This window comes from Methylobacterium sp. (assembly GCF_019750675.1).
Lineage (GTDB): Bacteria > Pseudomonadota > Alphaproteobacteria > Rhizobiales > Beijerinckiaceae > Methylobacterium.
Genome location: NZ_JAIEOF010000236.1, coordinates 1 through 12,226 on the forward strand (window position 1 = coordinate 1; position 12,226 = coordinate 12,226).

A 12,226-nucleotide genomic window follows, 5' to 3' on the forward strand; every position below is an offset into this window, starting at 1 on the left:
CGGCCGCCGCGATCCCGATGAGAAGCGAGATCTGGCTGCCGTAGATCAGGCGGCTGAGGTAGTCGCGCCCGAGCTTGTCGGTGCCGAGCACGTGGTCCCAAGTACCCTTGGCCTGCCAGATCGGCGGGATCAGGCGCCGGGAGACGTCCTGCGCGTAGGGATCGTGCGGGGCGATCAGCGGGGCGGCCAGCGCGCAGAGTACGATCGCTCCGAGGAGACCGGCGCCGATGAGGAAGCCGCCGTGGTGGAGGCCGCGCCGCAGCGCCAGGGCGGTGGGCGAGCGGGCGGCGGGGAGCACTGACGAAGCGTCGACCGGGAGGGTCGTCGGCGTCTCGGGCAAGCCGGCGGAGATCGGGGAGGCGGAGGGCTGGAGGGTCATTGGCGCAGCCGGGGATCGAGGAAGGCGTTGAGGAGATCGGCGGCCAGCGTCAGGGCGATGTAGATCATCGCCAGCACCAGCACGATCGCCTGCACCACGGGAAAGTCGTTGCGGGCGATGGATTCCCAGGCGAGTTGGCCGAGGCCCTGGAGCGAGAACACCGCCTCGATCACGATGGAGCCGCCGAGCATGAAGCCGAATTGCACGGCGGCGAGGGCGATCACCGGGATGACGGCGTTGCGCAGGGCGTGCCGGATCAGGATCTTGCGCGGTGGGAGACCCTTCGCCCGTGCCGTGCGGACGTAGTCCGAGGCCAGGACTTCGAGCATGCCGTTGCGGGTGAGCCGCATCACCGCCGGCATGGCGTAGTAGCCGAGCGCGATCGCCGGCAGCACGAAGTGCTTCCAGGTCGTGTTGCCCGAGACCGGCAGCCAGCGCAGGTTCACCGAGAAGATCATGATCAGGGTCAGGCCGAACCAGAAGCTCGGCATGGCCTGCCCCAGCACCGAGGCCGAGAGGGCGGCCCGGTCGATCCAAGTGTCGCGCTTGACGGCGGCGAGCACCCCGAGGGGGATCGCCACGAAGAGCGCCACGGCCAGGGCCACCACCCCGAGGAACAGGGTGATGGGCATGCGCGCAGCAAGCAGATCGATCACGCTCTCGCGGAAGTAGAACGAGTTTCCGAAGTCGAGCCGGATCGCACGGGCGGCCCACGCGAAAAACTGCGTCAGGAGGGGCTGGTCGAGCCCGTACTGGGTCCGGATCGCCTCCACCTGCACGGAAGTCGCCTCCGGCCCCGCGATGGCGGTGGCGAGATCGCCGGAGAGGTGCAGCAGCATGAAGCTCGCCACCGACACCGTCACGGCGACCGCCAGGGCGACCAGACTTCGTTGGATCATGAACCTGAGCATGGCCGGGGTCCCTCGTTCGGTTGCAGCGTTGTCTCGTCCGAATCCTGATGAATCTACTCGGCTGTGCTGATCGCGCCGGGCCCCCTCTCCTGAAAGGAGAGGGCTGGGGTGAGGTGTGGTCCATCTCCGGAGAGGTCACGCACCTCACCCTGCCCCCCTCCTTCCAGGAGAGGGGACCAGCGCCATGAATCCAACCGACGGGTGGCGACACCGCGCACCACGCACCCCTCTATTTCCAAGACGCCGCGTAGAAGCGTGGCAGCTCATCCGGCTGCGCCGTGAAGGCGAGGTCCGTGGTGAAGGCGTAGTTCGTCGAGTAGGAGAACATCGGCAGGGCGTAGGCCTGACCCGCGATGCGCTTGAGGGCTTCCGAATACTTCGCCTTGCGCAGCGCCGGATCGGTGGCGCCGTCGCCGGCCTGGAGGGCCGCGATGGTCTCCGGGTCCTTTGTCAGGTCCTCGTCGCCGCCCTTGAAGTACACGCCCGTGAAGGCCGAGACGTCGAGCACCGAGAACGAGCCCCAGGTCTGGAAGGCGATCGAGACCTTGCCGCCGCGGATTAGGTCGCGCAGGGCCGCGTAGCGCAGGTAGTTCAGGCGCGCCTTGATGCCCACCGCCCGCAGGTAGCCGATCACCGCCTCCGCGTAGTCGCGCTCGCGATAGGCGCCGAGATCGATCTCGAACCCGTCCGGATAGCCCGCCTCCTTGAGGAGCGCCTTGGCCTTGGTCGGATCGTAGGCGTAGCGCGGCACGCCCTCGTCGGTGCAGCCGAACTGGTCGATGAAGCAGGCCGCGTTCATCACCCGGCTGCCGCCGCGCACGAGGTTGTCGACCATGGCCTTGCGGTCGATGGCGTAGGAGATCGCCTGGCGGACGCGCACGTCCTTCAAGGGCGAGTTGGCGGCGGCGCGCCCGAGGGTGTCGAACTGCAGGAAGCCGACCCGCATGGTCTCGGCGCTCAGCACCGCGACGTTCGGCGCAGCCTTCAACTGGTCGGCCTGGTCGCTCGGCACGCGCCAGATCCAGTCGATGCCACCGGTGACGAGTTCGGCCATGCGGCTGTCGGCGTCGGGGATGACGCGGAATTCGAGCTTGCCGATCTTCGGCGTTCCGATCGGGCTGCCGGGCCAATACCTGGCGAAGCGCTCCATCTTCACGCCGCGCCCGTTCTCGACCGCGGTGATGCGGTAGGGGCCGGTCCCCACCGGCGCCTTGGCGAAGCCGTCGAGACCCACCTTCTTGAAGTAGGCGGCGGGAAAGATCGGGGTCGGGCCGGCGAGGTATTCGAGCGCCGCCGGGAAGGCGGTCTTCAGATGGATACGGACCGTACGGGCATCCACCACCTCCGCCGACTTCATCCAGTCGACGTTCTGCTTCGTCACCGTGCGGGCTTCCGGCGTCAGCACGTAGTTGAAGGTGAAGGCGACGTCCTCCGGCCCGAACGGGTCGCCGTTGTGGAAGGTCACGCCCTCGCGCAGGGTCAGTTCGAGGGTGACGGGGTCGACCCATGTCCAGGCGGTAGCCAGCATCGGCTGGTACGCGCCGGTCTTCGGGTCCCGGTAGAGCAGGGTGTCCCAGACGTTGCGGGCCAGGATGACGCCCTCGCGGGCGCTGTTGTGATACGGGCTGACGTTTTCCGGCTCGGTGTCGGAGGCGTAGACCAGGGTGTCGTTCGCCTTGCCGGCGAGTGCCGGGACGCTGGCCGCCAGCATCAGCAGGGTGAGCGCGGCGCGCGCCGCAGAGCCGTGTCGCGTCATGGTCCCGGGTCCTCTCGCTGTTCACGCGGCGTCGTCGCGCCGCCCGCACCGATCTGCCGCTTTTTTCGTCGTGCCAGGATGTTGTGCATTTTGCATCGCAACAAGTAGAATTTGGCGATTGCTGCCGTGCCGATTCGGCAACGGAGGATGGACATGCAGATCGCGAGCCTGCGCTACTTCCTGGCGGTCGCCCGCACCGGCTCGATCGCGGCGGCCTCCGCGCAGCTGAATGTCGCCGCCTCGGCGATCAGCCGGCAGATCGCCAATCTGGAGGCCGAGCTCGACTGCGTGCTGTTCGAGCGTCGTCCGCGCGGCATGGTGCCGAGCCCGGCGGGCGAGCTTCTCGCCGCGCACGCGCACCAGACCCTGATGCGGGCCGAGCAGGTCGCGGCCGAAATCCAGGAATTGCAGGGGCTTGCGCGCGGCTTCATCCGCATCGCCACCTCGGAGGGGTTCGCCCTCGATCTCCTGCCGAACGCGATCGCGGAGTTCCACGCCGCCCATCCGGGCATCCGCTTCGAGGTGCAGATGCTGCCCCCCGCCCAGGTCACGCACGTGGTGGCGGCGGGTGATGCCGATATCGGCATCACCTTCGCGCTCGCCCCATCGAGCCTCGTCGCGGTGGCGTACGACAACGCGGTGGAGATGGTGGCGCTCAGCGCCCCCGATCATCCCCTGGCGCGCCGGCCCTCGATCCAGCTCAGCGACCTCCAGGCCTATCCGATCGCGGTGCCGACGCTCGATACTACCGCCCGGCGGGTCTTCGACGCGGCCTGCCTCGCGGAGGGCATCACCATCGAGCCGACGCTGACCGCCAACATCCTGTCCGCCCTGCTGCCCTTCGTCCGGCGGACGAAGGGATTGGCGCTGATGTCGGCCCTCTCGGTGCAGACGCCGGTGCGGCTCGGCGAACTCGTCTGCATCCCGGTGCGCTCGCGGGCGAGCCTGATGCGCGGCATCCAGGTCCAGGTCATGCGCGACCGCCGGTTGCCGCACGCCGTCCAGGCCTTCCTGCGGCAGCTGGTGGCGGCCCTGCCGCCGATCGAGCCCGGCGGTCTCTGACACCGGCCTCCGCCCGACCAGAGCGGGGGGCCGTGCCGCCCAAGCCCGCGCGGCGCTTGAGCGAAACCAAAATCCGCCATTCCGAAGGCGATCCCGTAGGGATCGCCGGAAGGGATCGACCGGATTTGGCATGTCTCGGCTCAGCCGTTCCGGAAGGTGTAGCTGTAGCCGTTGAGCGCCGGGGCGCCGCCGAGATGGGCGTAGAGCACTCGCGAGCCCTTGGGGAAGAAGCCCTGTCGCACGAGGTCGATCATGCCCTGCATCGACTTCCCCTCGTAGACGGGGTCGGTGATCATGCCCTCCAGGCGGGCCGAGAGGCGGATGGCCTCGACGGTCTCCTTCGAGGGCACGCCGTAGACCGGGTAGGCGTAATCCTCGTTGAGCACGATGTCGTCGGCGGTGATGGCCGGGGCGCCGATCAGTTCGGCGGTGTTCCGGGCGATCTCCAGCACCTGCGCCTTGGTCTGGGCCGGGGTGCAGGAGGCGTCGATGCCGATGACGTTGCGGGCGCGCCCGTCGGCGGCAAAGCCCACCACCATGCCCGCATGGGTGGAGCCCGTGACGGTGCAGACCACGATGTAGTCGAAGTGCAGCCCCATCTCGGCCTCCTGGGCGCGGACTTCTTCCGCGAAGCCCACGAAGCCGAGGCCCCCGAACTTGTGCACCGAGGCGCCGGCGGGAATCGCGTAGGGCTTGCCGCCCTTGGCCTTCACGTCCTCCAGGGCCTTCGTCCAGCTCTCTCGGATGCCGATGTCGAAGCCGTCGTCGACGAGCTGCGTCTCCGCGCCCATGATGCGCGAGAGCATGATGTTGCCGACGCGGTCGTAGACGGCATCCTCGTGCGGCACCCAGGCCTCCTGGATCAGCCGGCACTTCATGCCGATCTTGGCCGCCACCGCCGCCACCATGCGGGTGTGGTTGGACTGCACGCCGCCGATGGTCACCAGGGTGTCGGCGCCGCTCGCGATGGCATCCGGCACGATGTATTCGAGCTTGCGCAGCTTGTTGCCGCCGTAGGCCAGGCCGGAATTGCAGTCCTCGCGCTTGGCGTAGATCAGCACGTCGCCCCCCAGATGCGCGGTGAGGCGCGGCAGATGCTCGATCGGGGTCGGGCCGAAGGTGAGGGGATAGCGCTCGAATTTCGACAGCATGGGCTGGGGGTCCTCGGTGGTCAGCCCGGAAAAGCTAGCAAAGAGCCCGCGAAAGGTGCTCTCGAAGTTGGGGCTCGATTTTTGCGTTCCGGCTTGCCGGGCGGCTCCGGGTGCCCCAGGATTTCGCGAAATGCCTGCGTAGCGAAAGGATCTTCCATGCCCGAAGGTCTCGACCGGATGGACCTGAAGATTCTCCGCCTGCTCCAGGCGGACGGGCGCATGGGCAACGCCGAGATCGCCAAGCGGGTGAACACCAGCGCGGCCACCTGCCATCGCCGCATCCAGCGCCTGTTCGACGAGGGCTACGTGCGCGGCGTGCGTGCGCAGGTGGCGCCCGAGAAGGTCGGGCGCGGCTCCCTGGTCATGGTGGGGGTGGTGCTCGACCGCTCGACGCCCGAGAGCTTCGCGGCCTTCGAGGCCGCCGCACGCGCCATGCCGATGGTGCTCGACTGCCATCTGGTGGCCGGCGATTTCGACTACTTCCTCAAGATCCGCGTCTCCGATATGGCGGATTTCAACCGCCTCCACAGCGCGACGCTGATCGCCCTGCCGGGGGTGCGCCAGACCCGGACCTTCTTCGTGATGAAAGAGGTCGTCGACAACGCGCCCCTCGACATCTGAGCGCGCCCGCATCCACCACCCGAGAAGGGACGCCGCCCATGTCCGATCAGCTTTCAGGCATCCCGGAGGCCGTGCGCGCGGGGCGGCCGACGGTCTGGCCCAATCCGCATCGCCGCCCGGCCGCCGAGGTGCTACCCGGGCTCGCCTATGGCCTTCCCGACGTCCGGGCGGCGGAGGCGCGCTGGCGCCGCTTCGACCCGCTGCTGAAGGCCCTGTTCCCCGAGCTGGAGACCGGGCGGATCGATTCCGCGCTGCTCGCGCTGGCGCCGGAGGTCGCGGCCCATGTCGGCGGCGGCGCCGACGCGGACCTGTGGGTGAAGGCCGACCACGACTTGCCGGTGACGGGCTGCATCAAGGCGCGCGGCGGAGTCTACGAGGTGCTGGTCTATGCCGAGGCGCTCGCCCTGCGGGCCGGCTGGCTGACGACGGGGGATTCCTATGCCCGGCTCGCCGCGCCAGAGATCGCCCGAGCCCTGTCGGGCTACACCGTGGCGGTTGGCAGCACGGGCAATCTCGGCTTCAGCGTCGGTGTGATGGCCCGCGCCCTCGGCTTTGAGGTCGAGGTCCACATGTCCCACGACGCCAAGGCCTGGAAGAAGCGGCGCCTGCGCGATCTCGGCGCCCGTGTGGTCGAGCATGCGGGCGATTACGGCAGCGCCGTCGCGGCGGCGCGGGCGGCCTTCGCGGGACGGGCCGACGCGCATTTCGTCGACGACGAGAGCTCCGTCGACCTGTTCCTCGGCTACGCGGCGGCGGCCTTCGACCTCGAGCGCCAGTTGCGGGCCGCGAACGTCACGGTGGACGCGGAAAACCCGCTCCACGTCTACCTGCCCTGCGGGGTCGGCGGCGCGCCGGGCGGCGTGACGCTCGGCCTGAAGCTCCTCTACGGCGACGCCGTGCGCTGCATCTTCGTGGAGCCGGTGGCGGCCCCCTGCATGCTGGTGCAGCTCGCCGCCGGCCTGGACCGCCCGGTCGACGTCTATGCGATCGGCCTGGACAACCGCACGGCGGCCGACGGGCTCGCGGTCTCGCAGGCGTCGATGCTGGTCGCCGGCACGGTGGGCGCCCTCATCGACGCGGTGGTCACGGTGGAGGACGCCGCCCTGTTCCGCTGGGTGCGCGACCTTTGGGAGCGCGCCGCCCTGCGCCTCGAGCCCTCGGCGGCCGCCGCCTTCGCGGCCGTCGCCCCGAGCCGCGCGGCTCGTTCCGACGCCGGCACCGGCACCCACGTGGTCTGGACCACCGGGGGGGCGCTGCTGCCGGAAGCGGAGTTCCAGGCGGCGCTCGGCATGGGTTCCTAGAGCATTTTCTTCATGCGAGCCGGCATCCATCTCGCTTGAAAGTACTCTAGATCCGCGCGTGCGGACGAGAACTGGTCCTAATCGTGCAGAGACGACAGGAACTGGCGCAATTCCGGCGTCTTCGGCGCCCCGAAGATTTCGGCGGGCGGTCCGATCTCGTGGACCAGGCCCTGGTGCATGAAGATGACCCGGTCGGCGACCTTCCGGGCGAAGCTCATCTCGTGGGTCACCATCAGCAGGGTCATGCCCTCCTCGGCGAGCGATTCCACAACCCGCAGGACCTCGCCGACGAGTTCGGGGTCGAGGGCGCTGGTGATCTCGTCGCAGAGCATGATCGCCGGGTCCATGGCCAGGGCCCGGGCGATGGCGACGCGCTGCTGCTGGCCGCCGGAGAGCTTGTCCGGCATCGCGTCGAACTTCTCCGCGAGGCCGACGCGGGCGAGGAGCTGGCGGGCGCGGGCCTCGTTCTGGGAGCCGGGCCGCTTCTTCACGAGGTGGGGGGCCAGCATGACGTTGCGCCCCACCGAGAGGTGCGGGAACAGGTTGAAGTTCTGGAAGATCATGCCGACGCCCTGGCGCAGCTCGCGCATGGCCCGGGCGTTGTCGTGCAGGAGGTGCTTGCCGTCCACGATCAGCGAGCCGTGCTGGAACACCTCGAGGCCGTTGATGCATCGCAGCAGCGTGCTCTTGCCCGAGCCGCTCTTGCCGATGATCGCCAGCACCTCGCCCCGCGCCACGTCGAGGTCGATGCCGCGCAGCACCTCGTGGGCGCCGTAGGACTTGCGCAGGGCCGTGATGCGCAGGATCGGCGCGCCGACCCGGGTGTGGGCGGCGCCGACGGGGCCGCCCTGGGAAGCCGGCTGGGAGGCGGCGGTCATGCGAGTTTCCTTTCGAGGACCCGGGCGTAGAGGCTGATGGGGAAGCACAGGGCGAAGTACAGGGCCGCCACGCAGGCATAGGTCAGCATCGGCTCGTAGGTGACGTTGGCGATCATGCCGCCGGCCTTGGTCAGCTCCACGAAGCCGATCACCGAGGCCAGCGCCGTGCCCTTCACGACCTGGACGAGGAAGCCCACCGTGGGCGCCACCGCGATGCGCAGGGCCTGGGGCAGGATGATGTGGCGGAACTGCTGTCCGAAGCTCAGCGCCAGGCTCGCCGAGGCTTCCCACTGCCCGCGCGGGATCGCCGCGACGCAGCCGCGCCAGATCTCGGTGAGGTAGGCCGAGGCGTAGAGGGTCAGCGCCACGCAGGCGGCGAGCCAGGCGGAGGTGTTCACCCCCACCATGGCGAGCCCGAAATACAGCAGGAAGAGCTGCATCAGGAGCGGCGTGCCCTGGAACAGCTGGACATAGGCGCCGACGAGACTCGCCAGAGCGCGCCGGCCGGAGAGGCGCAGGAGCAGCAGCAGGAGCCCCACCACGGTCCCGCCCACGAAGGCGATCAGCGAGAGCGCCACGGTCCAGCGCGCGGCGAGCAGCAGGTTGCGCAGGATGTCCCAGAGGGTGAATTCGGGCATGCCGTCCTCCTACCGGCCGAACAGGAAGCGCGGGCCGGCCCAGTGGAGCAGGTTGCGCACGAGGATCGCGAGGGCGAGGTAGCTCAGGGTGCCGACGATGTAGGCCTCGAAGGCCCTGAAGTTGCGGCTCTGGATCAGGTTGGTGGCGTAGCTCAGCTCCTCCGTGGAGATCTGCCCGCAGACGGCGGAGCCCAGCATGACGATGACGATCTGGCTCACCAGCGCCGGCCAGACTTTGCGCAGGGCCGGGGGCAGCACCACGCGGGTGAAGATCTGGGCCCGGGTCAGCGCGAGGCTCTCGGCGGCCTCGATCTGCCCGCGCGGCGTCGCCTCGATGCCGGCGCGCAGGATCTCGGTGGCGTAGGCCCCGAGATTGACGGTCATGGCCAGGATCGAGGCCACGGCCGGCGAGAGGCGGATGCCGAGTTCGGGCAGGCCGAAGAAGATGAAGAACAGCTGCACGATGAAGGGCGTGTTGCGGATAAGCTCCACGTAGGCGCCCGCGATCCAGCGCAGGGGGCGCGGCCCGCCGGAGCGCGCCCAGGCGCAGAGGACGCCGATGACGCCCCCCAGCAGGGTCGCGACCGCCGTCAGGCCGATCGTCCAGGCCGCGCCCCGCAGGAGCAGGGGCCATTGGTCGAGGACGCTCGCGAAGTCGAGTTGCAGCGGCATGTGCGGTCACGGGGCCTGGCAGCGGGAGAGGGGGCCGTCCCGCGCGGGACGACCCGTCGGGCGTGGCGCTCAGAGCGGCAGGTCGCCGGCGCCGCGCTTGAGCCACTTCTGCGAGAGGGCCTCCAGGGTGCCGTCCGCCTTGGCGGCGAGGACGATCGCGTTGACCTTGGCCAGGAGGGCGTCCTCGCCCTTGGCGATGCCCACGAAGCAGGGGCTGTCGCGCAGGAGGAGCTTGTATTCGACGCCGAGATTCGGGCTCTTGCGGCTGAGCACGCCGATGTTCGAGACGCTGGTGGCGATCACCTGGGTCTGGCCCGCCGCGAAGGCCGCGGTGGTGGCGGCCTGGTCCTCGAAGCGCTGGATCTGGGTGGAGGCCGGCGCGACCTTGCCCAGCATCTCGTCCTCCATGGCGCCGCGGGTCACCGCCACCGACTTCCCGGCCAGATCCGCGAAGCTCTTGATGGGCAGGGATTTGAGGGCGAACACGCCCTGGTAGAACGGCGCATAGGCGTGGCTGAAGGCGATGATCTTCTCGCGCTCCTCGTTCTTGCCGAGAGTCGAGACGATGAGGTCGATCTTCTTCGTCTGCAGGTATGGAATGCGGTTGGCGCTCACCACGGGAACCAGTTCCACGGTGGCGCCGAGCTTCGCCCCGATGAGGTTGGCCATGTCGATGTCGAGGCCGATCGGCTTCAGGTCGAGCCCCACGAAGCCGTAGGGCGGGTAATCGGCCGGTATGCCGATCTTCACGACCTTGGATTTCTCGATCTGCGTGAGGGCCTCCTGGGCCTGGGCGCCCCCGAAGGACAGGAGGGCGGAACTCAGACCGAGGGCGACGAGGAGGCTACGTTTGGTCAGGGACATCGGAAATCAGACTCTTTCGCGAAGGACGCCGCGGCCCCTGTGCAATTTTTGTGCACCGAGCGGCGGCAAAGCGTGACAGGCGGCGGCGACCGTCAGGCCGCGAGCCCGGCGGTGGCCACCGCCGCCCCGGTCAGGGCGGCGAAGATGAGGTCGGTGCCGTCGAGGAGATCGGCGGTGTCCATCGCCTCGTGCGGGTTGTGCGAACCGTTGGCGTTGCGCACGAACACCATCGCGGCCGGCACGCCGGCCCCGGCGAAGACCGCCGCATCGTGGCCCGCGCCGCTGGGGATGCGCTCCACCGGCACCCCGCGCGCCGCGCCCGCCACTTCCAGTCGGGCGATCCAGCCCGGGTCCATCGCGGCCGGGGCCGAGGCGAGGGCCGCGTCGAACACGAAGCTGACGCCGCGGCTCGCGGCGATGCCCCGGCAGGCTTCGTGGAACAGACGATCGAAGCGCGCCAGGGTGTCCGGATCCTGGCTGCGGATCTCGAAGCTGAATTCCACCGCGCCGGGGATGACCGAGACCGCGTGGGACTCGGCCGAGGTCGTGCAGATTCCCGCCGTCATCACGAGGTCGACGCCCATCTGGAGGAGCACGCGCCAGTGTTCGTCCATGCTCGACAGGAGTTCGGCCACCGCCAGGAGCGCGTCCTTGCGCAGCCAGCGCGGCACCGCGCCGGAATGACCGGCCTCGCCGAGGCAGCGGATGCGGTGATGCCGGATGTTGCCGCGAATGCCCGTGACCACCGCGGAAGGCCAGCCCCGGGCCACCATCACCGGACCCTGCTCGATGTGGAGTTCGAGATAGGCCGCGACCTCGTGCGGCTGGAGCAGGGCCTCGCCTTGGGAGACCGCGTCCACGTCGACGCCGCTGCGGGCCATGGCCTCCCCGAGGGTGCCCTCGCCGCCGCGGTGGCGCAGGGCCAGGGCCGAGGCGGGCAGCCGGCCCAGCAGAGCGAGCGAGCCCGTATAGGCCTTGCCGTACCAGGCGCTCTCCTCCCCGCGCAGGGCCAGGACCCGCAAGGGGGGCGCCAGCCCGGCCCGGCCGCGCAGGCGGTCGAGGACGACGAGACCCGCGACCACGCCCGCCAGACCGTCGAAGTTGCCGCCCTGCGGCACCGAATCGAGGTGCGAGCCGATCACCACGGGGGGTTCCGTGCGAGCATCCTCGGGCAGGCGCAGCCACAGGTTCTGGTAGCGGTCCCGCTCCGCCGCGAGGCCGAGTTCGGCGGCGAAGCCCTCGATCGCCTGCATCGCCCGCTCCTCGCCCGCCCCGTAGGCCTCGCGAGTCACGCCGAGCGCGTCCCGCGAGAGGTCGCCGACCGCCGCGAGGATGCGGTCCGCCAGGTCGCGCGACCGGCTCATGCGCCGACTCCCCCATGGGCGATCGACCACGCCACCGGGTCCGCCGTGAAGGCATCCAGGGTCGCCTCGGTGTCCGGGTTCAGGTCTCCGTCCTCCCGCAGGGCGGTGAGCAGGTCGCGCCAGGTGGTCAGGGCGTGCAGGGCGAGGTCGTGCTCGGCCCAGCGCGCGGCGGTGTCGGGATAGTGGCCGTAATCGAGCACGACGAGGACGTCGCCGATCCGCGTGCCGGCCTCGCGCAGGGTCCGGGCCGCCGCGATCTTGGAGCGCCCGTCCGTGGTGACGTCGTCGACGAACAGCAGGCGCGCGTCCGTGGGCAGGCGCCCCTCGACGCGGGCGGTCTGGCCCCAGCCCATCGGCTTCTTGCGCAGGTAGAGGAGCGGCAGCCGCAGGCGCTCGGCGATCCAGGCCGCGAAGGCGATGCCGGAACTCTCCGCGCCGATGATCGCGTTGACGGCGCGTTCCGCGACGACGTCCGCCAGCCGCGCGGCCGCGATGTCCATCGCCAGGGTGCGCAGGGCGACGTCCGACATCAGCAGGCGGGTGTCGACATAGACCGGGCTCGCCCAGCCGGACGTGTAGATGAAGGGCTGGCCGGCGGCGAGGCGCACGGCGCCGACCCGGACGAGGGC

General features: G+C 69.8%; 12 protein-coding genes and 1 pseudogene. 3 read left to right on the forward strand and 10 right to left on the reverse strand.

Going from position 1 to position 12,226, the window contains the following annotated elements; translation table 11 throughout:
- The 3 genes and pseudogenes from K2X24_RS12225 to K2X24_RS12235 form a co-directional block, all read right to left on the reverse strand.
- Positions 1-379, reverse strand: a pseudogene (locus K2X24_RS12225) (ABC transporter permease); the annotation flags it as partial.
- Positions 376-1,290: an ABC transporter permease gene (locus K2X24_RS12230; RefSeq protein WP_292498362.1), complete on the reverse strand. Its 915-nt coding sequence runs from the start codon at positions 1,288-1,290 to the stop codon at positions 376-378. The pseudogene K2X24_RS12225 and the gene K2X24_RS12230, both read right to left, overlap by 4 nt.
- 229 nt (positions 1,291-1,519) lie before the next feature.
- A complete protein-coding gene (locus K2X24_RS12235; protein ID WP_292498365.1) occupies positions 1,520-3,046 on the reverse strand; it encodes an ABC transporter substrate-binding protein in 1,527 nt (508 codons plus the stop codon).
- 153 nt (positions 3,047-3,199) lie between these two features.
- On the opposite strand from K2X24_RS12235, the gene K2X24_RS12240 reads away from it, so the two are divergent.
- The gene (locus tag K2X24_RS12240; RefSeq protein ID WP_292498367.1) at positions 3,200-4,108 is read left to right on the forward strand and encodes a LysR family transcriptional regulator; all 909 of its coding nucleotides are present in this window, start codon (positions 3,200-3,202) and stop codon (positions 4,106-4,108) included.
- Positions 4,109-4,248: 140 nt separating this feature from the next.
- Here the strand turns inward: K2X24_RS12240 and K2X24_RS12245 are convergent, their stop codons facing one another.
- The gene (locus tag K2X24_RS12245) at positions 4,249-5,259 is read right to left on the reverse strand and encodes a 1-aminocyclopropane-1-carboxylate deaminase (protein WP_292498370.1); all 1,011 of its coding nucleotides are present in this window, start codon (positions 5,257-5,259) and stop codon (positions 4,249-4,251) included.
- Between the two features lie 156 nt (positions 5,260-5,415).
- Here K2X24_RS12245 and K2X24_RS12250 point away from each other — a divergent pair, with 156 nt between their 5' ends.
- Entirely contained in the window at positions 5,416-5,880 is a 465-nt protein-coding gene (locus K2X24_RS12250) for an Lrp/AsnC family transcriptional regulator (protein ID WP_238275290.1), read from the forward strand.
- 38 nt (positions 5,881-5,918) lie between these two features.
- Complete coding sequence (locus K2X24_RS12255) at positions 5,919-7,181, forward strand: D-serine ammonia-lyase (protein WP_292498375.1); 1,263 nt, start codon at positions 5,919-5,921, stop codon at positions 7,179-7,181.
- A 77-nt stretch (positions 7,182-7,258) separates the two neighbouring features.
- On the opposite strand, the gene K2X24_RS12260 is transcribed toward K2X24_RS12255, so the two are convergent.
- The 6 genes from K2X24_RS12260 to K2X24_RS12285 form a co-directional block, all read right to left on the reverse strand.
- A complete protein-coding gene (locus tag K2X24_RS12260; protein ID WP_292498378.1) occupies positions 7,259-8,059 on the reverse strand; it encodes an amino acid ABC transporter ATP-binding protein in 801 nt (266 codons plus the stop codon).
- Complete coding sequence (locus tag K2X24_RS12265; protein ID WP_292498379.1) at positions 8,056-8,697, reverse strand: amino acid ABC transporter permease; 642 nt, start codon at positions 8,695-8,697, stop codon at positions 8,056-8,058. Before K2X24_RS12265 ends, K2X24_RS12260 begins: the two co-directional genes overlap by 4 nt.
- Before the next feature lie 9 nt (positions 8,698-8,706).
- Positions 8,707-9,369 carry an amino acid ABC transporter permease gene (locus K2X24_RS12270; RefSeq protein ID WP_292498382.1) on the reverse strand — a complete coding sequence of 221 codons (663 nt, stop codon included), beginning with the start codon at positions 9,367-9,369 and terminating at the stop codon, positions 8,707-8,709.
- A gap of 69 nt (positions 9,370-9,438) precedes the next feature.
- The gene (locus K2X24_RS12275; RefSeq protein ID WP_292498384.1) at positions 9,439-10,233 is read right to left on the reverse strand and encodes a transporter substrate-binding domain-containing protein; all 795 of its coding nucleotides are present in this window, start codon (positions 10,231-10,233) and stop codon (positions 9,439-9,441) included.
- A gap of 92 nt (positions 10,234-10,325) precedes the next feature.
- Entirely contained in the window at positions 10,326-11,597 is a 1,272-nt protein-coding gene (locus tag K2X24_RS12280; protein ID WP_292498386.1) for a hydantoinase/carbamoylase family amidase, read from the reverse strand.
- On the reverse strand, positions 11,594-12,226 hold a 633-nt coding region (locus K2X24_RS12285; RefSeq protein WP_292498388.1), incomplete at its 5' end, for an orotate phosphoribosyltransferase. The genes K2X24_RS12285 and K2X24_RS12280, both read right to left, overlap by 4 nt.

Coding starts and splice junctions, on each gene's coding strand:
- K2X24_RS12235 (WP_292498365.1), bottom strand. CDS start 3,046: ATGACGCGACACGGCTCTGCGGCGCGCGCCGCGCTCACCCTGCTGATG.
- K2X24_RS12245 (WP_292498370.1), bottom strand. CDS start 5,259: ATGCTGTCGAAATTCGAGCGCTATCCCCTCACCTTCGGCCCGACCCCG.
- K2X24_RS12230 (WP_292498362.1), bottom strand. CDS start 1,290: ATGCTCAGGTTCATGATCCAACGAAGTCTGGTCGCCCTGGCGGTCGCC.
- K2X24_RS12260 (WP_292498378.1), bottom strand. CDS start 8,059: ATGACCGCCGCCTCCCAGCCGGCTTCCCAGGGCGGCCCCGTCGGCGCC.
- K2X24_RS12255 (WP_292498375.1), top strand. CDS start 5,919: ATGTCCGATCAGCTTTCAGGCATCCCGGAGGCCGTGCGCGCGGGGCGG.
- K2X24_RS12275 (WP_292498384.1), bottom strand. CDS start 10,233: ATGTCCCTGACCAAACGTAGCCTCCTCGTCGCCCTCGGTCTGAGTTCC.
- K2X24_RS12270 (WP_292498382.1), bottom strand. CDS start 9,369: ATGCCGCTGCAACTCGACTTCGCGAGCGTCCTCGACCAATGGCCCCTG.
- K2X24_RS12250 (WP_238275290.1), top strand. CDS start 5,416: ATGCCCGAAGGTCTCGACCGGATGGACCTGAAGATTCTCCGCCTGCTC.
- K2X24_RS12240 (WP_292498367.1), top strand. CDS start 3,200: ATGCAGATCGCGAGCCTGCGCTACTTCCTGGCGGTCGCCCGCACCGGC.
- K2X24_RS12265 (WP_292498379.1), bottom strand. CDS start 8,697: ATGCCCGAATTCACCCTCTGGGACATCCTGCGCAACCTGCTGCTCGCC.
- K2X24_RS12280 (WP_292498386.1), bottom strand. CDS start 11,597: ATGAGCCGGTCGCGCGACCTGGCGGACCGCATCCTCGCGGCGGTCGGC.